This window comes from Mumia zhuanghuii, from assembly GCF_042681565.1.
Lineage (GTDB): Bacteria > Actinomycetota > Actinomycetes > Propionibacteriales > Nocardioidaceae > Mumia.
This window is the reverse complement of record NZ_JBHUFT010000008.1, coordinates 32,070-53,863: the sequence shown is the minus strand read 5'-3', so window position 1 is coordinate 53,863 and position 21,794 is coordinate 32,070. Positions and strand designations below refer to the sequence as shown.

The 21,794-nt window shown below is 70.8% G+C and carries 24 protein-coding genes and 1 riboswitch; of the genes, 10 read left to right on the top strand and 14 right to left on the bottom strand.

The window, feature by feature from the left end; genetic code table 11:
• The first annotated feature begins 12 nt into the window (after positions 1 to 12).
• Positions 13 to 891 carry a metallophosphoesterase family protein gene (locus ACFSDF_RS08560; RefSeq protein ID WP_377157098.1) on the top strand — a complete coding sequence of 293 codons (879 nt, stop codon included), beginning with the start codon at positions 13 to 15 and terminating at the stop codon, positions 889 to 891.
• Here the strand turns inward: ACFSDF_RS08560 and ACFSDF_RS08555 are convergent.
• On the bottom strand, positions 846 to 1,355 hold the full coding sequence (locus ACFSDF_RS08555; protein ID WP_377157096.1) for an FMN-binding negative transcriptional regulator: 510 nt from the start codon (positions 1,353 to 1,355) through the stop codon (positions 846 to 848). The two genes, ACFSDF_RS08560 and ACFSDF_RS08555, sit on opposite strands and share 46 nt — an antisense overlap.
• Positions 1,352 to 1,507 (bottom strand): hypothetical protein, encoded by a 156-nt coding sequence (locus ACFSDF_RS08550; RefSeq protein ID WP_377157094.1) that lies wholly within the window; start codon positions 1,505 to 1,507, stop codon positions 1,352 to 1,354. The genes ACFSDF_RS08555 and ACFSDF_RS08550 overlap by 4 nt, the downstream gene beginning before the upstream one ends.
• Before the next feature lie 79 nt (positions 1,508 to 1,586).
• Between ACFSDF_RS08550 and ACFSDF_RS08545 the strand changes: the two genes are divergently transcribed.
• Together ACFSDF_RS08545 and ACFSDF_RS08540 are read left to right on the top strand one after the other, a co-directional pair.
• Complete coding sequence (locus ACFSDF_RS08545) at positions 1,587 to 2,153, top strand: SigE family RNA polymerase sigma factor (protein ID WP_167001553.1); 567 nt, start codon at positions 1,587 to 1,589, stop codon at positions 2,151 to 2,153.
• Entirely contained in the window at positions 2,150 to 3,328 is a 1,179-nt protein-coding gene (locus ACFSDF_RS08540) for a hypothetical protein (RefSeq protein WP_377157092.1), read from the top strand. Before ACFSDF_RS08545 ends, ACFSDF_RS08540 begins: the two co-directional genes overlap by 4 nt.
• Positions 3,329 to 3,418: 90 nt before the next feature.
• On the opposite strand, the gene groL is transcribed toward ACFSDF_RS08540, so the two are convergent.
• Positions 3,419 to 5,050 carry a chaperonin GroEL gene (gene groL, locus ACFSDF_RS08535; RefSeq protein WP_167001551.1) on the bottom strand — a complete coding sequence of 544 codons (1,632 nt, stop codon included), beginning with the start codon at positions 5,048 to 5,050 and terminating at the stop codon, positions 3,419 to 3,421.
• A 259-nt stretch (positions 5,051 to 5,309) separates the two neighbouring features.
• Here groL and ACFSDF_RS08530 point away from each other — a divergent pair, with 259 nt between their 5' ends.
• Positions 5,310 to 5,783 (top strand): dihydrofolate reductase family protein, encoded by a 474-nt coding sequence (locus ACFSDF_RS08530; RefSeq protein ID WP_167001550.1) that lies wholly within the window; start codon positions 5,310 to 5,312, stop codon positions 5,781 to 5,783.
• Here the strand turns inward: ACFSDF_RS08530 and ACFSDF_RS08525 are convergent.
• Complete coding sequence (locus ACFSDF_RS08525; RefSeq protein ID WP_167001549.1) at positions 5,773 to 6,705, bottom strand: LysR family transcriptional regulator; 933 nt, start codon at positions 6,703 to 6,705, stop codon at positions 5,773 to 5,775. The two genes, ACFSDF_RS08530 and ACFSDF_RS08525, sit on opposite strands and share 11 nt — an antisense overlap.
• Positions 6,706 to 6,779: 74 nt before the next feature.
• Here ACFSDF_RS08525 and ACFSDF_RS08520 point away from each other — a divergent pair, with 74 nt between their 5' ends.
• Entirely contained in the window at positions 6,780 to 7,727 is a 948-nt protein-coding gene (locus ACFSDF_RS08520; RefSeq protein ID WP_182397139.1) for an EamA family transporter, read from the top strand.
• Between the two features lie 20 nt (positions 7,728 to 7,747).
• Here the strand turns inward: ACFSDF_RS08520 and ACFSDF_RS08515 are convergent, their stop codons facing one another.
• From ACFSDF_RS08515 to otsB, 4 genes are all read right to left on the bottom strand, one after another.
• Positions 7,748 to 8,026: a MoaD/ThiS family protein gene (locus tag ACFSDF_RS08515; protein ID WP_167001548.1), complete on the bottom strand. Its 279-nt coding sequence runs from the start codon at positions 8,024 to 8,026 to the stop codon at positions 7,748 to 7,750.
• Positions 8,027 to 8,041: 15 nt separating this feature from the next.
• Complete coding sequence (thrC, locus tag ACFSDF_RS08510) at positions 8,042 to 9,325, bottom strand: threonine synthase (RefSeq protein WP_167002345.1); 1,284 nt, start codon at positions 9,323 to 9,325, stop codon at positions 8,042 to 8,044.
• A gap of 24 nt (positions 9,326 to 9,349) precedes the next feature.
• A riboswitch (SAM riboswitch) is annotated at positions 9,350 to 9,491 on the bottom strand.
• A gap of 72 nt (positions 9,492 to 9,563) precedes the next feature.
• Complete coding sequence (locus tag ACFSDF_RS08505; protein ID WP_167249016.1) at positions 9,564 to 11,225, bottom strand: alpha/beta-hydrolase family protein; 1,662 nt, start codon at positions 11,223 to 11,225, stop codon at positions 9,564 to 9,566.
• Entirely contained in the window at positions 11,209 to 12,057 is an 849-nt protein-coding gene (gene otsB / locus ACFSDF_RS08500; RefSeq protein ID WP_208322265.1) for a trehalose-phosphatase, read from the bottom strand. The genes ACFSDF_RS08505 and otsB overlap by 17 nt, the downstream gene beginning before the upstream one ends.
• Positions 12,058 to 12,121: 64 nt before the next feature.
• On the opposite strand from otsB, the gene ACFSDF_RS08495 reads away from it, so the two are divergent.
• Entirely contained in the window at positions 12,122 to 12,811 is a 690-nt protein-coding gene (locus tag ACFSDF_RS08495; protein ID WP_377157088.1) for a CPBP family intramembrane glutamic endopeptidase, read from the top strand.
• A gap of 7 nt (positions 12,812 to 12,818) precedes the next feature.
• On the opposite strand, the gene ACFSDF_RS08490 is transcribed toward ACFSDF_RS08495, so the two are convergent.
• The 3 genes from ACFSDF_RS08490 to ACFSDF_RS08480 are packed head-to-tail and all read right to left on the bottom strand — an operon-like array spanning position 12,819 to position 15,321.
• A complete protein-coding gene (locus tag ACFSDF_RS08490; protein WP_167001544.1) occupies positions 12,819 to 14,453 on the bottom strand; it encodes an alpha/beta hydrolase in 1,635 nt (544 codons plus the stop codon).
• Between the two features lie 45 nt (positions 14,454 to 14,498).
• Positions 14,499 to 15,002: a LytR C-terminal domain-containing protein gene (locus ACFSDF_RS08485; RefSeq protein WP_167001543.1), complete on the bottom strand. Its 504-nt coding sequence runs from the start codon at positions 15,000 to 15,002 to the stop codon at positions 14,499 to 14,501.
• Positions 15,003 to 15,012: 10 nt separating this feature from the next.
• Positions 15,013 to 15,321 carry a DUF3263 domain-containing protein gene (locus ACFSDF_RS08480; protein ID WP_167001542.1) on the bottom strand — a complete coding sequence of 103 codons (309 nt, stop codon included), beginning with the start codon at positions 15,319 to 15,321 and terminating at the stop codon, positions 15,013 to 15,015.
• A gap of 89 nt (positions 15,322 to 15,410) precedes the next feature.
• Between ACFSDF_RS08480 and ACFSDF_RS08475 the strand changes: the two genes are divergently transcribed.
• Genes ACFSDF_RS08475 through ACFSDF_RS08465 form a run of 3 tightly spaced genes read left to right on the top strand, consistent with a single transcriptional unit; the run spans position 15,411 to position 18,600 of the window.
• Positions 15,411 to 16,439: a Gfo/Idh/MocA family protein gene (locus ACFSDF_RS08475; protein WP_377157085.1), complete on the top strand. Its 1,029-nt coding sequence runs from the start codon at positions 15,411 to 15,413 to the stop codon at positions 16,437 to 16,439.
• A gap of 49 nt (positions 16,440 to 16,488) precedes the next feature.
• Entirely contained in the window at positions 16,489 to 17,964 is a 1,476-nt protein-coding gene (locus tag ACFSDF_RS08470; RefSeq protein ID WP_167001540.1) for an alpha,alpha-trehalose-phosphate synthase (UDP-forming), read from the top strand.
• Positions 17,965 to 18,009: 45 nt separating this feature from the next.
• On the top strand, positions 18,010 to 18,600 hold the full coding sequence (locus ACFSDF_RS08465) for a GNAT family N-acetyltransferase (RefSeq protein ID WP_377157083.1): 591 nt from the start codon (positions 18,010 to 18,012) through the stop codon (positions 18,598 to 18,600).
• 7 nt (positions 18,601 to 18,607) lie between these two features.
• On the opposite strand, the gene ACFSDF_RS08460 is transcribed toward ACFSDF_RS08465, so the two are convergent.
• The 3 genes from ACFSDF_RS08460 to ACFSDF_RS08450 form a co-directional block, all read right to left on the bottom strand.
• On the bottom strand, positions 18,608 to 19,816 hold the full coding sequence (locus ACFSDF_RS08460) for an MFS transporter (protein WP_167001539.1): 1,209 nt from the start codon (positions 19,814 to 19,816) through the stop codon (positions 18,608 to 18,610).
• A 115-nt stretch (positions 19,817 to 19,931) separates the two neighbouring features.
• Positions 19,932 to 20,873 (bottom strand): hypothetical protein, encoded by a 942-nt coding sequence (locus ACFSDF_RS08455; RefSeq protein ID WP_167001538.1) that lies wholly within the window; start codon positions 20,871 to 20,873, stop codon positions 19,932 to 19,934.
• The gene (locus ACFSDF_RS08450) at positions 20,870 to 21,376 is read right to left on the bottom strand and encodes a SigE family RNA polymerase sigma factor (RefSeq protein ID WP_167001537.1); all 507 of its coding nucleotides are present in this window, start codon (positions 21,374 to 21,376) and stop codon (positions 20,870 to 20,872) included. Before ACFSDF_RS08450 ends, ACFSDF_RS08455 begins: the two co-directional genes overlap by 4 nt.
• 95 nt (positions 21,377 to 21,471) lie before the next feature.
• Here ACFSDF_RS08450 and ACFSDF_RS08445 point away from each other — a divergent pair, with 95 nt between their 5' ends.
• Positions 21,472 to 21,789 carry a YidH family protein gene (locus ACFSDF_RS08445; RefSeq protein ID WP_167001536.1) on the top strand — a complete coding sequence of 106 codons (318 nt, stop codon included), beginning with the start codon at positions 21,472 to 21,474 and terminating at the stop codon, positions 21,787 to 21,789.
• Positions 21,790 to 21,794 lie beyond the last annotated feature (5 nt).

Below are 21,794 nucleotides of genomic sequence, written 5' to 3'. Positions count from 1 at the left end.
AGGCTGCGTGGGGTGCCGACCACGCATCGCCTCCTCCACCTCTCCGACACCCACGTGAGCCGTACCGGTCCTGACGAGGACGGTGTCGACGCGGTCACCGCGCTCGAAGGGCTGCTCCACGACGCACGCCACGTCCCCGCCCTCGACCTCGTCCTCGTGACGGGCGACATCGCTGACGACGGCTCGTACGAAGGATGCGTCGCCGTCCGCGAGATGGTGGGCGCGTTCGCCGCGGAGCGCGGCATCCCGCACGTCTACACGACCGGAAACCACGACGACCGCGGTGCGTTCACGCGGGCGCTCGGCTCGGGGCACCTCGACGCCGACGGACGCGACGTGGGGCGGCTCGCCGGCGGCTCAGCCGGCAAGCGCGCCGCCGTGAGCGACGTCGGCGGCCTGCGGGTGATCACGCTCGACAGCCTCGTGCCCGGCGCCGTCCACGGCGAGCTGAGCGGCGGCGAGCTCGCGTGGCTGCGGGGCCAGCTCGCGACGCCCGCGCCGTACGGGACGATCGTCGCGCTCCACCATCCCCCGCTCTCCCTCGACTCGTCGCTGATCATGAAGGACGTCGGGCTGCACGATCGCGACCTTTTGGCCGACGCGGTCGCAGGGACAGACGTCCAGGCGGTGCTGTGCGGGCACTTCCACCACCAGCTGTCGGGCACGATGCGCGGGGTCCCCGTCTGGGTGACCCCGGGTGTGGTGACCCGCATCGACCTCACCGCACCGCCGTCGCGCACGCGCGCCGTGCTCGGTGCCGGAGCCACGGTGGTCGACCTCGGGGGGCCGTTCTCGCCGGCTTTCCACGTGCTGCAGGCGCGGGAGCCGCGCGCGGGTGAGCTCGTCTACCTGGTCGATGCCGTGTCGTGGGCCGACGTCGACGAGGAGTGAGCTGACATCGCGTCGGCGACCGCGCGCGGCTCGGCACCACCCTCTGCCCGCATCCCGGCGATCACCCCGGCCTGATCGGCGGCCGAACGGTTCTGGCTGAGCTTGGCCTTGGCCTCGACAGAGGTGACCGCGATCTCGATCCCGACGATCCCCCGCAGCTGCCCCTCGACGAACGGCTCGGGCGCATCCGTCACCGCCCACGGCTCCGCACGCGGCTGCTCGTGGAGATCGGTCAGCCGGGTGACGGCGGCGCGGAGCCATGAGGCGTCGCGGTGCACACGGACCGTGCCGCGCAGCTCGACCCGCGTGTAGTTCCAGGTCGGGACGACACGTCCATGCTCGGCCTTGGCCGCATACCAGGACGGCGACACGTACGCCTGCGGTCCCGTGACCACGATCAGCGCGGGCGCATCGTCGGCAAGGGTGCGCCAGTGTGGGTTCGCGAGCGCCATGTGCGCGATCACGCGGTCCTCGTCGCGCAGCCAGACCAGCGGCAGCGCGTCGCGTACGGGATGCCGTCGGCGTCCGCGGTCACGAGATCGCCGGCAGCGACCGTACGGATCAGCGTGTCGATCGCGGCGTCGTCGTCGAGGGCGTTGAAGCGGGGCACGTACACCTCGCCACCGTACGACCCTGCGGCAGCTTTCTCGGAACGCGAGTGAACCGATCTTGCGCCCGCTAGCGTCCCTAGGATCATGACCCCCCAAGAGCGCGACGCCTTTGAAGCGTTCGTCACCGCGCGCTGGACGCCGATGTTCCGGCTCGCACACGCCTTGACCGGCAACCGCGACGACGCTGAGGACGTGGTGCAGTCCGCGTTCGCGAAGGCGTTCACAGCATGGCAGCGAGTCCGAGCCGCCGACAGCCCCGACGCGTACGTGCGACGCATGATCGTCAACGAGGTGCGCGACGGGTGGCGCCGGCGCTGGCGCCACGTGGAGCGGTCGGTGCCGGACGTGCCCGAGCGAGCCAGCGGCGGACACGATGACGCGGTCGCAACCTCCGACATCGTGTGGCGCTGTCTGCAACGGCTCCCCGCCAAGCAGCGCGCCGTCGTCGTTCTCCGCTACTTCGAGGACCTGAGCGAGCGCGAGGTCGCCGCTGTCCTCAAGATCCCACCGGGCACGGTCAAGAGCCGGACGAGCGCGGCGATGCGGATGCTGCGCACCGAGCTCGCCGCGCGCGGCCACGGCCTCGACCCAGATCCCGACCAAGGCGACACCCCGCGATCCACGATCGACCTCGGCAGGAGCCCGGCATGAACCTCGAGACCCTCGTCCGCGACTCCGTCGCCGACCACACCTCTGGCCCCGTACCGGAGCCTGACATGGTGGCGCTCACGCGTCGCCACCTTGCACGTTCTCGACCGCGGGCCGGCATGCTCGTCCCCGCCGTGGCCTTGGCCGCCGCCGGGGCCATCGCCGTCGGCAGCATCCTCGTCCGACCGCTGATCGCCGACGACCAGGCGCCGCTGGCCGTACAGCCGACCGACGGCCTCCACGTCTATCTCGCCGCAGCCACGCAGGTGGCGATGGACGGCACCCTGCACACGCGCACCCACGGCGGCCCCAAAGGCATGGCAGTGGCCACCCCCGAGGGAGTCGTCTATCTGGGCGACGACCGCCGGCCGTACCTGATGACGCCAGAGGGAGAGGAGACGCCGATCGGCGACCTGGTCAGCGACGATCCCGACTGGTCCCCGAGCCTGGCCGCGGACGTGGCGTCGTCGACGGTCGCCTGGACGAGCCGAGCCGACGGTCGTACGACCGTCCACGTGTACGACCTCGTCGACGGCAAGGAGCAGCGGCGACGTATCCCGCTCCAGAAGTCCGACACCGACACACCTGCGAGCGACGGGGTCATCCACGGTGTCGCGACCGGGATCGTGGTGATCGCGATGCGGTCGGACGCCGGCACCGAGTACCGGATCTGGAACACGATGACCGACGCCGGGTTCTTCGAACCCGAGGTGACCGGCGACCTGATGGTCTCGGGTGTCGCCGGCCGAACGATCCTGACCTACGGGCCGGGCGAGCTCGGCCGAGGTGGACCAGGTGGCGGTCTCGACGGTTGGGCGGTCGTACGCCTGGAGGGCGAGCACGACGGTGAGCAGCAGTACCTCTCCCCTGACGGGCGGCTGAGGCTGATCGCCGGGAACTCGGTGCACCAGGACGGTCGCCCCGGCGATCCCGTCGTCGTGGAGGACGTCGCGACGAAGCAGCGCACCGAGCTTCGGATCGAGGAGGATCGGCGCGACATTCCCCAAGTCTCCTTCGACACCGACGGGAGTCCGATGGTGCTCACGAAGCTAGAGGGGCGGAAGGGCTGGACCTTGTACGACTGCGAGGTCCCCGAGGAGGGCGAGGAGTCGTTGCCGTGCCACGTGCAGGCAACCGAGATCCGCCAGGCGTCCTTCCCCGGAGAGGACACCTTCTGAGGACCACGTGACGCGACGGCGCCCCGCCGGTCCGAGGACCGACGGGGCGCCGCGTGGTGCTGAGCCGAGCTCAGACGGTGGGTTCTGAGATCAGAAGCCCATGCCGCCCATGTCGCCCATGTCGCCGCCCGGCATGGCCGGAGCGTTCTTCTCGGGCTTGTCGGCGACGACGGCCTCGGTGGTGAGGAAGAGCGCCGCGATCGAGGCTGCGTTCTGCAGCGCCGAGCGGGTCACCTTGGCCGGGTCGAGGATGCCTGCAGCGATGAGGTCGACGTACTCGCCGGTCGCGGCGTTGAGGCCGTGACCCAGGGGAAGCCCCTGAACCTTCTCCGCCACGACGCCGCCCTCGAGGCCGGCGTTCACGGCGATCTGCTTGAGCGGAGCGGTCGAGGCCGACTTGACGATGGCCGCGCCGGTCGCCTCGTCACCCTCGAGCTCGAGCTTCTCGAACGCCGCAGCGGTGGCCTGGACGAGTGCCACGCCGCCACCGGCGACGATGCCCTCCTCGACGGCCGCCTTCGCGTTGCGCACGGCATCCTCGATGCGGTGCTTGCGCTCCTTGAGCTCGACCTCGGTGGCCGCGCCGACCTTGATGACCGCAACACCGCCGGCGAGCTTCGCCAGGCGCTCCTGCAGCTTCTCGCGGTCGTAGTCAGAGTCGGAGTTCTCGATCTCGGCACGGATCTGGTTGACCCGTCCGGTGATCTGGTCCTCCGAGCCGCCACCGTCGACGATGGTGGTCTCGTCCTTGGTGACGACGACCTTGCGCGCGGTGCCGAGCAGCGAGATGTCGGCGTTCTCGAGCTTGAGACCGACCTCCTCGCTGATGACCTCGCCACCGGTGAGGATCGCGATGTCGGTCAGCATGGCCTTGCGGCGGTCACCGAAGCCCGGAGCCTTGACGGCAACGGACTTGAAGGTGCCCTTGACCTTGTTGACGATCAGGGTGGCCAGCGCCTCGCCCTCGATGTCCTCGGCGATGATCAGCAGGGGCTTGCCCGACTGCATGACCTTCTCGAGGACGGGGACGAGATCCTTGACCGAGGTGATCTTGGAGTTCGCGATGAGGATGTACGGGTCGTCCAGCACCGCCTCCATGCGCTCAGGATCGGTGTAGAAGTACTGCGAGATGTAGCCCTTGTCGAAGCGCATGCCCTCGGTGAGCTCGAGCTCGAGCCCGAAGGTGTTGCTCTCCTCGACGGTGATGACGCCTTCCTTGCCGACCTTGTCCATCGCCTCGGCGATGATCTCGCCGACGATGGGGTCAGCAGCGGAGATCGCGGCCGTCGAAGCGATCTGCTCCTTGGTCTCGATGTCCTTGGCCATCGAGAGCAGCTGGGCGGAGACGGCCTCGACGGCCTTCTCGATGCCACGCTTGAGCGCGATCGGGTTGGCGCCGGCCGCGACGTTGCGCAGGCCCTCGCGCACGAGCGCCTGAGCGAGCACCGTGGCGGTGGTGGTGCCGTCGCCCGCGACGTCGTCAGTTTTCTTGGCGACCTCCTTGACGAGCTCGGCGCCGATCTTCTCGTAGGGATCCTCGAGCTCGATCTCCTTGGCGATGCTCACACCATCGTTGGTGATGGTCGGAGCGCCCCACTTCTTCTCGAGGACGACGTTGCGGCCCTTGGGGCCGAGGGTCACCTTCACCGCGTCGGCGAGGACGTTCATCCCTCGCTCGAGGCCGCGGCGGGCTTCCTCGTTGAATGCAATGGTCTTAGGCATATCTCCCGCGATTCCTCCGCGTAGAGGTGGATGGTTCAGGGCGATGCCCGCGACGGACGGCCCGCGTCCGCGGCGATCCCTTCTCGCCGTGACCTTCGAACCTCATCGACCTGTCCCGTTCGTACGTTGGCACTCGTACGAGACGAGTGCTAACGCCCTTTCTAGCACTCGGGCCCAGCGAGTGCAAAGACTGGGGCACGCGATGAGTTCCCCAGGGACGGCCGGTCCCCCCTTCCGATCCCGACCGAAGGACCTGCCCATGGCGACCTCGCTCTACCACTCCACGGCCTCGCTCGACGGCTTCATCACGGGCCCCGACGAGGAGATCGGCTTCCTCGTCGAGCCCGCGATGGGCGACAACGCCCTCGTCGACGCGCTCACGGCCCGCCCGTACGGCGGTGCGTGGGAGGGGCCGATCGTCGTGCACACCCACGACCCGGACGAGCCTCCCGCCGAAGGGATCGTCTTCGTCACCGGCACGGTCGAGGACGCCTACGCGGTCGCGGCGGAGGCGGCCGGCGACAAGTACGTGGTCGTGCTCGGTGCGGTCACCGCGAGGCGTCTTCTGGAGGCGGGCCTGCTGGACGAGGTGATGCTGCACGTCGTGCCCCGGTTCGTCGGCGCCGGCACCCCGGTCCTCGACGCCCCCGAAGGTCTCCCGGTGAGGCTGGACTGGATCAGCCGCTCGACGTCCGGCGAGATCCAGAACCTCTGGGCGCGCGTCATCGGCTGACGCGCGCGGCGAGCTCGCCGGCCACCACCTCGAGGTCACTCAGCACGGTTCGGACCGCTGCACGCTCGGCACGGTCGGGTCGCGCCAGCGCGAAGACGTGCCTGCCCGCTCGCACACCGTCGAGCCCGAGCAGCCGGACGTCCCGCGGCTGTGCCGCCGTCGCCCACAGGCGCGGGAGGAGCGCGATCCCCTGCCCCGACGCGACGAACGCCGCGACGACGTGGTTGTCGAGGAACCGCTGGACGACCTGGGGCGCCTGTCCGTCGACGGCGAGCATCGGGAGGAGCAGGTCGAACGGGTGCCCCTCCGGCACGCCGATCCACGGCTCGCCGGCGAGGTCCTCGGGGCGCACCCGCTCCTGCGTCGCGAGCCGGTGGCCCTCCGCGACGGCGACGTCGAGCGGCTCACGCAGGAGCGGCGTGACGTGCAGGCCCGTCGTACGGGCGTCGGGCACCGCCACGACGGAGTGGCCGATGACGACGTCGTGGTCGGCGGTCGCCGCCGCGAGGTCGTGCTCGGCGAGGTCGAGGTCGCTGAGCCGTACGGTGACGCCAGGCGCGTGGGCGGCCAGACGAGGGACGAGCGGCGCGAGCAGCATCTCGGCGCCGCTCGGGAACGCCGCCACGGCGACCTCGCCGCGCACGTCACCACGGAACTCCTCGAACCGTGCCCGGGTCCGTGCCACCACCTGCGCGATCTCGACGGCTCCCTCCGCCAGGAGGTGGCCCGCCTCGGTGAGCCGTACGCCGCGGCCGTCGCGCTCGACGAGCACCGCCCCCAGCTCGCGCTCGAGCGCCTTGAGGGCCTGGGAGATCGCCGACGGCGTCCGGTACGTCGCGGCGGCGACCGCCGTGATGCTCCCGCGCTCGGCGAGCTCGCGCAGAACCGCGAGCTTGTCGACGTCGAGTCCGTCTCCATTCATTGAAGCAACGCTACAAGGTGACAAGAGAAATAGTCGCTTGTGCTACATCCAAGAAGGCCCGCACGCTGGGACGCGTGACCTCCCGTGACCGTTCCCTCGCCGTGCTCGTCGCGGTCACCTGGGGGCTGAACTTCCTCGCCATCCACGCCTCGCTCGAGCACTTCCCGCCGATGTTCTGCGTAGCGCTGCGGTTCGGCCTGATGGCGATCCCGACGATCCTGCTCGTCCCGCGGCCGGACGTGGAGCTGCGCTGGCTGATCGGGTACGGGGCAGGGTTCGGGATCGCGCAGTTCGTCTTCCTCTACGCCGGGATGAACGCCGGCATGCCTGCCGGGCTCGCCTCGCTGGTCCTCCAGGCGTCCGCCCCGTTCACCGTCGTCCTCGCCGGCGTCCTGCTCCGCGAGCGCCTGAGCGGCCGTCAGGTCCTCGGGATCCTCCTCGCGATCGCCGGGCTCGCCGGAGTCGCGTGGCACCGGTCGCAGACGGCGGCGCTCCTCCCCGTCGTACTGACCCTGCTCGGCGCCCTCGGATGGGCCTTCGGCAACCTCGCGAACCGGCAGGCCCGTCCGTCGAACCCGTTGCACCTAACCCTCTGGATGTCGGTCGTCCCGCCGATCCCGATGCTCGCCCTGGCACTGCTCGTCGAGGGCCCCGGGCGCGTCGGCACCTCGATCACGACCGCGTTCACCGCCGAGGCGCTCCCAGCAGTCCTCGGTATCGCCTACACGATCGTGATCGGCACGGTCGTCGGCTCGGGGCTGTGGACGATGCTGATGACCCGCTATCCGTCGAGCACGGTCGCGCCGTTCTCGATGCTCGTCCCGGTGGTCGGCATGAGCACGAGCGCCGTCGTCCTCGGGGAACGCCTCCACCCGTTCGAGCTGGCCTCGGGGGCGGTCGTCATCGCCGGTGTCCTTCTCGGGTCGACCCGGCGCAAGACGACGACAAGCGATCAAGCCGGGACGACTTCGCGCGCCTCGCGACCCTTGGGGCCGTCCGAGATCTCGAAGACCACGGCCTGACCGTCCTCGAGGGTCTGGGGTCAGCAGCCGCCGGCGACCGCCGGGATGATCGAGACCTGCTGGCCGGCCGGGACCGAGGTCTCGAGGCCCTCGGCGAAGCGCACGTCCTCGGTGCCGACGTACACGTTCACGAACCGCCGGATCGCGCCGGTCTCGTCGACCACGCGCGCCTTGATCCCCGGGAAGGAGGCCTCGAGCGAGTCGATGACGGCGGCGACGGTCTCGCCGTCGACGTTCACCTCGGAGTCACCCTTGGTGTAGGTGCGCAGGATCGTCGGGATGCGGACGGAGACGCTCATGGGTGTCCTCTCGGATCAGACGAGGTTGGCGGCGGTGAACGCCGTGTAGGTCGGGTCGATGGTCGCGGCCGGGCCGACCCGGTCCGCGATGGCATCGAGGGTCTTGAGCCCGTCGCCGGTGTTGAAGACGACCGTCTCCGCCTCCGGGTCGAGCTGCCCGCTCGCGAGGAGCTTCTTGAGCGTCGCGATCGTGACGCCGCCGGCGGTCTCCGCGAAGATGCCCTCCGTACGGGCGAGGAGCTGGATGCCGTCGCGCACCTCGTCGTCGGAGACGTCCTCGACCGCACCGCCCGTACGGCGGCAGGTGTCGAGCACGTACGGACCGTCGGCGGGGTTGCCGATCGCGAGCGACTTGGCGATCGTGTCCGGCTTGACCGGGCGGACGACGTCGTGGCCCTCGCGGAACGCCTGTGCGACGGGCGAGCAGCCGGTGGCCTGGGCGCCGAAGATCTTGTAGGGCGTCGCGTCGACGAGACCGAGCTTGCCGAGCTCGGTGAAACCCTTGTCGACCTTGGTGAGCTGCGAGCCGGACGCGACCGGGATGACGACCTGCTCCGGGATGCGCCACCCGAGCTGCTCGGCGGTCTCGTACGCCAGCGTCTTGGAGCCCTCGGCGTAGTAGGGCCGGACGTTGACGTTGACGAACGCCCACCCGTCCTCCTCGCCGGCGATCTCGCTGGCGAGCTTGTTGACGTCGTCGTAGTTGCCGCGGACGGCGACCAGCGTGCCGCCGTACACCGCGGTCGTGAGGATCTTGGGCCGCTCGAGGTTCTCCGGGATGAAGACGACGCTCTTGATGCCGGCGCGGGCGGCGGCCGCGGCGACGGCGTTGGCGAGGTTGCCCGTCGAGGGGCACGCGAGGACCTTCAGGCCGAGCTCGCGAGCCGCTGACAGTGCGACGGCGACGACGCGGTCCTTGAAGGAGTGCGTCGGGTTGCCCGAGTCGTCCTTGATCCACAGCGTCTTGATGCCGAGCTCGCGGGCCAGGTTGTCGGCCTTCACGAGGCGGGTGAAGCCGGGATCGGTGTTGGGGATCGCGGCGATGTCGGCCGGCACCGGCAGCAGCGGCTGGTAGCGCCAGATGCTCTTGGGCCCCGCCTCGATCTGCTCGCGGGTGATCGCCGGGAAGTCGTACGCCACCTCGAGCGGGCCGAAACACTCGAGACAGGCGTAGTGGGGACCGAGCTCCTGGTGGGCGCCGCACGCGCGGCACACCAGGCCGGTCGCGTTGCCGAAGGCGCCCTCGCGAGGCTGTCCTGAGCCCGTCGAAGGGCCGGTCGTACGGTCAGGGTTTTGCAGCGTGCTCGCGCTCACGAGGCCTCCTCGTCATCTTCCCTGCACGCGACTTTCGCCACAGGACGGACTTGGCACCATGCCTGGCGGCGGCCTCGCGGGATCGCGAGTTCACGTCAGCTGGTTGCCGGGGCTTCGTCGGGCCGTGTCCCTCCGCCCCTCGTGATGAGCTGCGTTCAGCCTACGTGTCCGTCTCACATACCGTCCACTCATTCCACCATGTGGACAGCCCTGGCCCCGCACCTCAGCGGACCCCGCGCAGCCTCTCGCGCAGCGCCTCCACGCGCTCGTCGTCCCAGTCGGCCTGCGGCAGCATCGCTCGCCAGGCGTCCAGCGGCTGCGTCCCGTACAGGTGACCGTTGCCCTCGTCGAAATCGTTGCCGCCCGCCATATCGAGCGCGAGCGCGAAGAACGTGCCCGTGGGCCACCACCGCAGGTACGGGGAGACCGCGGGGTCGCGACGCTCCTGCATCCAGTCCGGCTCGCCCCACGCCAGCGACGGCTCCCACCAGACGATCGGGTCGTCCGCGTTCTGCAGGTACGTGACGCGCGGCGAGGCGCCGTCGAGGTCGCTGATGCGGTTCGCGAAGCGGATCGTGCCGCCGTCGCCGACCACCGGCGCGACCTGCCGCGAGCCGCGGACGCGCTCACGCTCGGCCGTCCGACGAAGCTCGGTGAAGGCGGGCGACCCCACCCACAGGGCGCGGTCGACCTGCGCCGTCATCGCGTCGAGGTCCGCGAAGGCACCCTGCCCTCCGTACGCGCCGAGGCTCTCGCCGGTGACCACCAGCAGCGGACGCTCGGCCTCCGGGACCGCGGCGAGCCGCTCACGCACGGCGTCGAGCATCGCGCGCGCGGTGACGATCGCGGCGTCCTGCTCCATGAGGTAGGCGATCGGGCTCGGCAGGTGGGAGTACTGGATGCCGACCACTGCGGAGTCGCCGTCGTAGAAGTACTCGAGCGGCACGAACAGCTGCTCGTTCATCCAGCCGGTGCCCGTCGGGACGTTCACGACGACCACGCTCCGCGTCCAGGCGTCCGTACGGTCCATCTCCTCCAGCAGCACGTCGACGCGCTCGTCGACGCTGTCGGCGGTGCCGCGCCCGACGTACAGCCGGATCGGCTCGGCCGCCGGCTCCCCCGTCAGCTCGGTGATGCGCTCGGCCGACGGCCGCCGTCCGAGGAACGTACGGCCCTGGTCGCCGAGCCCGTCCCACGCGACGTCGGAGCCGGGACCGGACGTCACGTACGAGGTCTGCGGCGGGTCGGGGTCGAACGGGGTGAGCACGGTGTCCGACAAGGACATCGAGCTGTTGAGCCCGTCGATCGTGCGCTGATAGGCCCACGTGTTGAGCGCCGCGATCACCACCACCGCCGTCAGCACCGTCGCGAGGACCGACGCGACCACCGGGCCGAGGAACCGACGCCCCCGCCGCGCGAGCACGTTGCGGACCGCGCGGAGCGCCAGCGCCACGCCGACGACCACGAGCAGCACCAGCGCCGCCACGAGCGGCACTCCTAGCAGCGGCCACCCGGGCTCGTCGACGCCCAGACGCTCGTACGTCCACGCCTGACGGTCGAGGCTCTCGCCGTACGTCAGGACGACGACCACGGCGGCGAGCGCGGGGAGCCACAGGCGCATGTGCCGGCTGCGCAGCACGACGACCGCTCCGGGGCGCACCCGCGCGAGGACCGTGCGGACCACCAGGCCGATCAGCGCACCCAGCCCGTAGCCGATCGCGGTCAGGAGGCCGCTGAGCACCCCTTGCAGCACCCACGTCCGCGGGAGCAGCGACGGCTGAAGAGAGAACCAGAAGAACGCCGCCGCGAGCAGGAGACCGGCCGGGCTGCGTCGCAAGACCCAGGACGCGACCGCGCGGGCCGCCCGCTCAGCAGCCGAGCGCATCGGCGAGCCGCTCGAGCCAGCCGGCAAGCTCCTCGGGACCGTGGACGACGAGGTCGGCGCGCGGCATGAGCGCACGTTGCTCGTCGGAGGCGACGGCGATGAGCATGACCTCGGCCGCGCCGTGAGCCCGCATGCTCTTCAGCGCCGCGTACGCAGGGAGGTCGCCCAGGTCGTCGCCGGCGTACACGATCGTCCGCGTGCCGGTCTCGGTGACGAGGGCCCTCAGCGCCGCGCCCTTGTCGACGGACGAGTCGCGGACCTCAACGACGTAGCGACCGTGCTCGGCCGACAACCCGTGGAGGCGGGCGAGCTCGGCGAGCGGCTCGGCCAGCAGGTCCTGCGCCGATGCGGGGTCGGCGAGGCCACGCGTGTGGACCACGACGGCCCGACCTTTGTCCTCGAGCCGAGCCTCTTCGATGCCCAGGCGTGCGAGCAGCGCCGGGATCTCGGCGCGGACGAGCGCGACGGCCTCCGGCGGTGGGGGTACGGAGGACTCGCGCGTCTCGGCGTCCCAGCGCTCGGCGCCGTACTGACCGAGGATCGTCATCCGCGACAGTCCCTCGCGGTCGGCGAACCCGCCCAGCCGCAGCGCCGTCTCGACCGGCCGTCCGGTGACGACGGCGATCTTGCCGACGCACGGACCGATCCGTTCCAGCGCGTCGACGGACCGGGCGCTCGCGTGCGCGTGCTCCGGGTCGTCGACGATCGGGGCGAGCGTGCCGTCGAAGTCGAACGCGAGCATCGCCTGCTCGGGATCGGCCAGCAGCGACGCCAGCGCCGAGGCGCCTGCGTCGGTGCGCGGATGCGGCTCGAGGACCGCGGGGAGGGACATGCTTCCCATCCTTCCAGGCGTTCAACGCCGGCGGTGCGGGAGTCGTGAACCCTACGATGGTCCCGTGACCCGGGGCCGTTCGTACGCCGTCGTCGTCGGCGCGATCGTCGTCACCGGCGCGCTCCTCGCCGTCCTGCCGCTCGCGGTGTCCACGATCGTCGCCGTCGCGGCGACCCTCGTCTTCCTCGGTCTCGCGCGGCGGCTCCTCCTGACGGCCGACGACCTCGGCCTCGCGCGCGGCCACCTCGGGTCCGGCGCGCGATGGGCAGCGGCCTCCGCCGGCGGGTTCGCGCTGGTCTACGCAGTCGCCCTCGTGGTCCCCGCGACGCACGACCTGCTCGTGGACGACCGGAGCCCCGACTCGCTCGCGGACCTCGCCGTACGGGTGCTGCTCGTGATCCCGCTGCACACGGTGGTGCTCGAGGAGCTCGTGTTCCGCGGCGTGGTGCAGGGGATGGTCCGGCGCGACCGCGGCGTCCGTACGGCGACGGTCGTGTCCTCGCTGCTGTTCGGGTTGTGGCACCTGGGCTCGGCCTCATCCGCGCTCGCCGGCAACCAGGCCGTGTCGGAGACCCTCGGCGCCTCGCCGCTGGTCACCTTCGCCGGCATGGTCGCGATCGTCTCCGGCACCGCGCTGGCCGGGGTCGTGCTCGCCTACGCCCGCGAGCGCAGCGGCAGCCTGCTCGCGCCGATGGGCCTGCACTGGGCCGCGAACGCCGCAGGCACGATCGCTACGTACGTCGCGACCCGCTGAGGCGGCGCTACGGTCGCTCGTCCTGCGTCACCAGCGCGCGCAGCTGCTGCGACTTCTCGGTCGACCAGTCCGGCGTCCGCAGGATCGTCGCCCACGCGTCGACGTGCTCGCCCGCGTAGTTGTGCCCGTACCCCGGCGGCACCTCCGTACCGAGCGCCATGTCGGCGGTGACCTGCCAGAACGTGACGAGCGGGATCCACTGCACCGACGGCAGCACCTCCGGGCCGCGCTCCTCGCGCAGCCAGTCCGGCCGGGTCATGAGGAGCTGGGTGTTCCACCACACGATGGGGTCGGACGCGTGCTGGAGATAGAGGACCCGAGTGCCGTCCCACGGCTCGCCTGCAGGCGCGATCGGTTCAGAGGTACGCCGCGCGAACCGCACCGTACGACCGTCCTGATAGACCGGCAGCACCTCCGGCGTGCCTGCGTCGCGGTCGCCGACGAAGCGGCTCCACAACGGGTTGAAGCTCGGCGGCCCGACGAAGAGCGCGCCGTCTGTGCGGTTGGCGACGTCGTACGCGCCCGAGAACGCGGCCTCTCCCCCGAACGACCCGAGGCTCTCCCCGAACACGTACAGCTCCGGACGCGCGTCGACGGGCATCGCCGACCAGTGCGCGAACACCGCGTCGAACAGCTCACGACCGGAGTTCTGCGCCTGCTCCTGGTCGACGAGGTAGGAGATCCACGACGGGAACGACGAGTACTGCATGCCGACCACGGCGGAGTCGCCGTCCGCGAGGTACTCGAAGCTCGACGCCGACGTCTCCTCCACCCACCCCGAGCCCGTCGTGGTGACGACGAGGAGCCGCTGGCGCGCGAACCCTCCCGCGCGCACGAGGTCCTCGACGGCGAGTGCCGCCCGCTGCGAGAAGTCGTCGCCCGACTCCAGTCCCGCGAAGACCCGCACCGGCTCGCGGGCAGGGCGGCCCGTGTACGCCGCGATGTCGTCGGCCCGTGGACCTGACGCGGCGAACACCCGGCCCTCACGGCCGAGTGTCTCCCAGGCGACCAGCGAGTCCGGGCTCCCGGAGCGCTCCGGGTTGGTCGGCTGCTCGACCCCGTCCGGCGTGATCGTGTTGCGGTACGAGAAGACGTCGTCCGCCGTGGCGCGCAACCGGTCGAACAGCACGCCGTCGATCGCACCGACCAGGAGCCAGGCGACGACGAGGAGGCCGAGCGCCTTGGCGGCCCGCTCACCCAGCGCACGGTCGAGCAGCCGGACGAGCTTGTGGTAGAGCCACCGAAGGCCGCGACCGAGCTGGATGAGCAGCAGCGCGACGAGTGCCCAGGCCAGCGGGATGGTCAGCAGCCACGGCCACGGCTCGCGGTCCATGCCCATCAGCGCGCGGATCTCGTCCTGCCACAGCCGGCCGGCCACCAGCGAGGCAGCGACGGCCACGGTCGCGATCGCGGCGAAGACCGCCCAAGAGCGGCGCTGTGCCGGATGGGTGTCCCGATCGACGAGCTCGCGCCAGACGTACGCGGCGAGCACCCCGAGCCCATACCCGAGCGCCGAGCTCACCCCGGCGACGAGGCCCTGGAACACCGCGGGCCGTGGCAGCAGCGACGGCGTGAAGGCCAGGCACCCGAGGAGGACGGCACCGTACGCACCAGGGAGCGTGTAGAGGGAGAGGCGGCGCACGCGCCTGAGCGTAGTGGCCCCCGTGGCGTCAGCCCTCGGTGAGACTCAGCCCTCAGTAAGGATGAGCGTCAGACGGTCGAATTTCATCGGCTCGATCGCCGGCTTGACCCGGTCGATCTTGAGGTCGGCGGCGAGCCGCTTGGCCTGGTCCTCGAGCTTCTTGGGGTAGTAGACGGTCGACTCGGGGATCTTGCCGTACCAGTTGTCGACGCCGACGACCTTCCAGCCGGCGTCCTCGATACGCGCCGCGGTGGCGTCGGCCAGGCCGCTGACCTTCGAGTTGTTGTAGACCTCGACGAACGCGCGCGGGACCTCGGCAGTCGTCGGGGCCGCCGTCGTCGGGGCAGGGGTGGCGACCGGTTCAGGTGTCGGCGCGGCGGTCGTCGCCGTCGGGGTGGGCGCTGCGGCGGGCGCCTCTTCGGGGTCGTTGCTCACGAGCAGCCCGAGGGTCGCGAGAGCGAGGACGACCAGCGCGCCGACGACGGCGACCGACGGGACCGCTCGGGGTGAGATCCTCGTACGCTGCGTGACCCGGCGTCGTTCGTTCACGGCTTGCCTCCTACGCGTCGGCGTCCAGGCGCCGCGCCGAGCGGGTGCGACGACGCGCCGTGCGCATTCTCCGCAGCCGCTTCACGAGCAGCGGGTCGTGCGCGAGCGCGGGCTCGCGGTCGATCAGGGCGTTGAGAACCTGGTAGTAGCGGGTGGCCGACAGTCCGAACTCCGCGCGGATCGCCTGCTCCTTGATGCCGGCGTACTTCCACCAGGTCCGCTCGAACGCCAGGATCGCCCGCTCACGCTCGGTGAGGTCGGAGGCCTTCTCCGGTCGCGACGACGCGGTCGGTGACGGCGACTCGGTGGCGGCATCCATGTGTCCATCGTAGGCGGGCGAATCACCTCCGTGTCATTCGCTGCCTCCCGGCGTGGCGCGCACGGTTCGCGGGCGCGAGGATGGCGGACATGACATCCGACACCTCGCCGGTCGAGCCTGGCCCCTCGCCGGTCGAGCCTGTCGAGACCCGCTGGGGCATCCTCGCCACCGGCGACATCGCCCACTCGTTCGCGCGGGACCTCGCCCTGCTCGACGATGCCGTCCTGCACGCCGTCGGCTCGCGCTCGCTGTCGTCGGCCCGCGCGTTCGCCGACGAGTACACGACCGGCGACACCCGCCCGCGTGCTTACGGGTCGTACGAGAGCCTCCTCGCCGACCCCGACGTGGACGTCGTGTACGTCGCGACGCCCCACGGACGTCACACCGAGGACGTGCTCGCGTGCTTCGACGCCGGCAAGCCGGTGCTGTGCGAGAAGGCGCTCACCCTCGAGGCCGCGTCGGCGCAGCACCTGGTCGACGAGGCGCGCAGACGCGGACTGTTCTTCGCCGAGGCGATGTGGATGCGCCTCAATCCGAACATCGTCCGGATGCGTGAGATGGTCGCCGAGGGCGCGTGCGGGGAGGTGCGCCAGGTTCGTGCCGACCTCGGATTCGTGGCCCCGACCGACAAGGCACGCCTGTGGGACCCCACCCTCGGAGCGAGCGCGCTGCTCGACGTCGGCATCTATCCGCTGACGTTCGCCTATCTTTTCCTCGGCAAGCCTGCCCACGTCAGCGCCGCGGCGACGCTCAGCGACGCCGGTGTCGACCTGAACGGCGGCGCGACGCTGCGGTACGACGACGGCGCCGTGGCGTCGCTGTCGTGGACCCAGGTCGCCTGGTCCGACGGGCGGGCGTCGATCGCCGGTGACGGGGGACGGATCGAGGTCGCGGGCCGGATGAACAACCCGCGCGGCTTCACGTACGCCCGCTACTGGGAGTCCGACGAGATCACGGTGCCCGTCCTCGGCGAGGGGTACGCCCACGAGATCGTCGAGGTCGGCCGCTGCCTGCGTGAGGGCCTCACCGAGTCTGCGCTGCTGCCGCTCGACGAGACCGTCGAGATCCTCGCGATCATGGACGAGATCCGCGCACAGGTGGGCTCGACGACGGGCTGAGGTCCGCCGCCCGCTGACTCCGTCTCCGTTCGCGGATAGGGTCGATCCCATGAGCGACGTACGCAGGTCCGACACGGTCACCAAGAGCCTGCGAGGGCACGAGGGGTCCGCGTCGTTCGTGGTCGCAGCCAACCGTCTCCCTGTCGATCGCGCGCAGTTGCCGGACGGGTCGACGACGTGGCGCACCTCGCCTGGCGGGCTCGTCACCGCGCTCGAGCCCGTGCTGCGCAAGCAGGGCGGCGCGTGGATCGGGTGGACCGGCGCCGCTGACGAGGAACTGGCGCCGTTCGACCACGAGGGCATGCAGCTGGTGCCGATCCCGATCCACGAGCAAGAGGTCGAGGAGTACTACGAGGGCTTCTCCAACGCGACCCTCTGGCCGCTCTACCACGACGTGATCGCGACGCCGGAGTTCCACCGCGAGTGGTGGGACTCCTATGTCGCGGTCAACCGCCGCTTCGCCCAGTACGCCGCCGCGATCGCCGAGCCGTCGGCCGTGGTGTGGGTCCAGGACTACCAGCTCCAGCTCGTCCCGCAGATGCTGCGCGAGATGCGTCCCGACCTGCGGATCGGCTACTTCCTGCACGTGCCGTTCCCGCCGGCCGAGCTCTTCACCCAGCTCCCGTGGCGCCGACGCATCCTCGAGGGCCTGCTCGGCGCGGACCTGATCGGCTTCCAGACGACCGGGGCCGCCCAGAACTTCGTCCGCCTCGTACGCCTGCGCGTCGGCAACAAGACGCACCGCGACACCATCTATCTCGAGGACGGTCGTACGGTCGTCGCCAAGGCGTTCCCGATCTCGATCGACTCGCACTCGTTCGAGCAGCTGGCGCGTCAGCCCGAGACGCAGACGCGGGCCGCCGAGATCCGCGAGAGCCTCGGCAACCCCAAGTTCGTCCTGCTCGGCGTGGACCGCCTCGACTACACCAAGGGCATGCCGCAACGCTTGCGTGCGTTCGGCGAGCTCGCCCAGGAAGGGCTCCTCGATCCGGCCGACGCCGTGTTCGTCCAGGTTGCGCCGCCGTCGCGCGAGCGGGTCGACCAGTACCGCCGCCTGCGCGACGAGATCGACCGCCTCGTCGGGCGCATCAACGGCGACGTCGGCCGGATCGGACAGCCGCCGATCACCTACCTGCACTCCTCTTACCCGCGCAGCGAGATGGCCGCCCTCTACCGTGCCGCCGACGTGATGGTCGTGACGCCGCTGCGCGACGGGATGAACCTCGTCGCCAAGGAGTACGTCGCGTGCCGCTACGAGGAGACCGGGGCGCTGGTGCTGAGCGAGTTCGCGGGGGCCGCCGCGGAGCTCAAGCAGGCCTACCTGGTCAACCCATACGACATCAACGGCATGAAGGCCACGATGCTCAAGGCCATCACCGATCCGCCCAAGGAGAAGGCCAAGCGGATGCGCGCCATGCGCCGCCAGGTGATGGAGCACGACATCGACAAGTGGGCGCAGAGCTTCCTCGAGGAGCTCGAGCTGATCCGCGAGCCGCACGGCAAGCGGACCCGCCCCATCGACTGAGGCATCCCGCCCGACGCGCTTTTGGGTCCCGTTAGGGTCGAGCGCATGCGACCGAGTCAGTGGTACGAAGCCCAGGACATGTTCGGCGATCACATCACCCTCACGCAGCTGCGCCCGCACCACGCGGAGGGCGTGCTCGCAGCGTCGGAGGACGACTCCGTGTTCCAGTGGATGTCATTCGACCGTCCGACGACCCTCACCGAGGCCGAGGCCGTCGTGGGGCGCTACCTCGCGATGCCGGACACCAACGCCTGGGCGCAGGTCGATACGAAGTCTGGCGAGGTCGCCGGCATCACCACGTTCTACGAGATCAACCCCGAGCGCCGTTCACTCATCATCGGCGGCACCTGGCTGGGCGAGCGGTTCCAGCGCACCGGTGTGAACACGGAGTCGAAGCTCCTGCTGCTCACCCACGCCTTCGGCACCCTCGGCGCTGTCCGCGTCGCGTGGGAGACCGACGAGCACAACATGCAGTCGCAGACTGCGATCGAGCGGCTCGGCGCCACGAAGGAGGGCCTGCTGCGCAAGCACAAACCGCGCAAGGACGGGTCGTACCGGACGACGGTGCTCTACAGCGTCACCGACGACGAGTGGCCGCAGGTCCGCGACGGTCTCCGTACCGCCCTCTCCCGCTGAGGGCCCGTCAGCGCTGAGGGGCGCGGCTGAGGGTGCGCTGCGCGACGAGGGCCATGATCAGGGCCAGCCACGCGGCCGTGACGGTGACACCGAACGCAGGCCCGTAGCCGCCCGCGTCGGCGAGCCGCCCCGCGGTCGTCGACCCCACGGCGTAGCCGATCCCGGTCGCGCCTGCCAGCAGGGTCATCGCCGCACCGACCCGGCTCAGCGGCACGATGCGCTCCCCGAGCGTGAAGTTGCTGATCATGTACGGGGCGACAGCGAAGCCGAGCACCAGCACGACAGCGACGAGCGCGGGCAGGCTGTGCACGAGCACCAGCGGCGAGGACAGCACCGCCAGCGCGGCTGCGGCGACGAGGATGCGTCGCTCGAAGCCGATCCGTGCAGGCACCCACGCCATCGACAGCCCGGCGACCACCGAGCCCACACCGAGCATCGCGTGCACGAGTCCGGAGAGCCCCGGCGTCCCCTCGGCGGTGGCGAGCGCTGTCGCGCCGGTCTGCACCGACCCGAACAGCACACCCACGAGAAGCTGGGCGACGACGATGAACGCGAAGGCCTTCGTGAAGATGCGTCCCTTGACGGCGTTCGCGACGTGGGTGAGACGGGTGAGCGTCGCCGTCGGGTGGAGCCCGAACCATCCGCCGAACACCACGAGCAGGGCGGCCGCGACCAGCAGCGACCCCGCCGGGTCGACGAGCACGGCGACCGCGCCGACGAGGGCGGGTCCGAGCACGAACGAGGCCTCGTCCGCGGCACCCTCGTACGAGAAGGCGGCGTCGACGAGCTGCGGCGACTCACGTCCCGCCCGCCCCGTGATCGGGCGCCAGCGCACCCGGGCCAACGGGCCGACCTGTGGCATCGCGGCACCGGTGAGCGCGGCGATGGCGATCAGCCACCCGTCAGCAGCACCGGCCTGGGCGAGCAGGACCAGCACCGCGAGTCCGGCGCCACCGGCGAAGGACTGGACGAGGACCACGGGCCGCTGTCCGGTCCGGTCGGCGATCGCACCTGCGATGGGAGAGACGACCGCGTTGGCGATCGCGAGCGCGCCGGCAGCCAGACCGCCCGTCGTGTAGGAACCGGTCGTGGACGAGACGAGCAGGAGCGTGCCCATCTGGCTCATGGCCAGCGGGAGTCGCCCGAGAAAGGCGACAACGACGTACGCAGGGCCGACCATCGCGAAGAGTCGGCGGTACGAGGCAAGGGGTGACACAGAGGTCCTCAGGGTAGGCGTCATTGGCGCGCCTACCCTCCACCAGAACGCGCCAGGAACCCTGTGCCCGTCCAGTGTATCCGGCGTCGCGGAACGGCCGGACGCCTTCGCGTCGCTAGCCTCCGACGCGCTCCACCCGCACGACGGTCCCGACATCGACGACAGCTCCCGGCGCCGGGGTCACCCGCAGCTTGCCGGAGCCCCTCGTACCGACGCTCGTCCGGATCTGCGCCCCGAGCCCGACGCGCTCGAGACGCGCCTCCATCTCGCGCACGCTCGGCAGCGCGGCGTACCCCTTCTTGCCTCCGCTCACGCCGAGCGTCAGCTGAGGCACGGTCACCTCGTCAGCCGGCAGCAGCCGCAACGTCCTTACCACGGCGTCGACCGCCTCGGGCGATCCCTTCACGATGAGGCGTACGTCCTCCGAGGGCACGACGATCACGTCCCGCGTCACCCCGTCGACGATGCTGCGTTCCTGCCCGTACGCGACCCCGTTGAGCGAGCTGTCTGTCAGCGTCGGATCGCCCTCGACCTGCCCGGTCGCGGCGAGCGAGTCGATGCGCAGGGTCGTGATGGTGGTCGAGCTCGGGGACGCGCACGCCTTGAAGACGCCGACCGTGAAGAAATAGGCGCTGTGGACCGGCTCGTCGCACTGAGGTGTCTCCCAGCGCCATGTCTCGGGCACCGACACCACGATCCGTCCGCGACCGACTTCGCGCAGCGCGGCCCCGGGAGCGCCGAGGATCTGCGACACGCTCGTGTCGTCACCGCGACCCGCCACGCGGGCGCTGTCTGACGGCGCCTCGGTGGTCGCGGAAGGCGCGGTGGCCTGCGGGGCGTCACGCGGCACGTCGTCGCCGAGGCCGGAAAGCCCGACCCCGGCGACGACCAGCACCGCTGCCGCGGCAAGGACCGCGGCGACGGGCGCCACCCGACGCGACACCACCCCCGTGTGTCGCGTGCGGGAAGCCGCCTCCCACCGTTCGCGGAGCTCGTCGCCCTCGGGCGCGTACGCCGCGAGGTCGTCGAGACGCCGCCGAATCTCGTCGTCATTCATGGCGTGCTCTCCTCGAACGGGTCGGTCAGGTCCTCACGCAGCCGTGCGATGCCCCGCGACAAGAGACTGCGTACGGTCGCGGGGCGACAGCCGAGCGCCTCGGCGATCGCCGCATCGTCGAGGTCGACCCAGAAGCGGAGCACGATCGCGCGCCGCTGGCGGTCGGACAGGGCGTCGAGCCCCTGCCGGAGCGCGTCGACCTCCTCGTAGGCGAGGCCGCTGGGCGCATCGGCGTGCACCGCCGGTTCGTACGGCACCTCTCGCAGCTTCTTGCGTCTCCAACGGCTGCGCTGGAGGTTGGCCATGATCGTCGCGACGTAGGCCTTCGGATCCTCGGCGGTGGAGACGCTCGGCCAGGACTTCCACACCCGGGTGCAGGTCTCCTGAGCGAGATCCAGGGCATCCTCGCGACTCCCGACGAGCAGGTAGGCCAGACGGGACAGCCACGTGGCGTGCTCGCGCACGAACGCGTCGGCGTCAGCCAGCTGCCCGGAGTCGGTCATGGTCACACATCATGGACGCAGGTGGGGGTCCTCGTGTTGCACGCGCGTTCGAGTGGCGCGTCACATCGAGCGCCCCGCCGTGCCACACTCACCGCATGAGCAACGTCCAGCTCGTCCTCGCCAACGAGCGCACCTACCTCGCGTACATCCGCACTGCTCTCGCGCTCATGGCCGCGGGCGTGGCGATCATCCAGTTCGGTGACAACCTGGGCGGAAAGGTCAGCACCCGCGCCGTCGGAGGCGTCATCCTCGGGAGCGGCATCGTGCTGGCGTACCTGGGCTACTCCCGGTGGCGCGACAACGACCGGCAGATCGCGGAGACCCAGCCGCTCCACGCGACACGAGCCCCTTTCCTGCTCGCGCTCAGTGTCGCCGCGTTCGGGATCGCGGTGCTGGCCCTCTCCCTCTTCTGACGCGG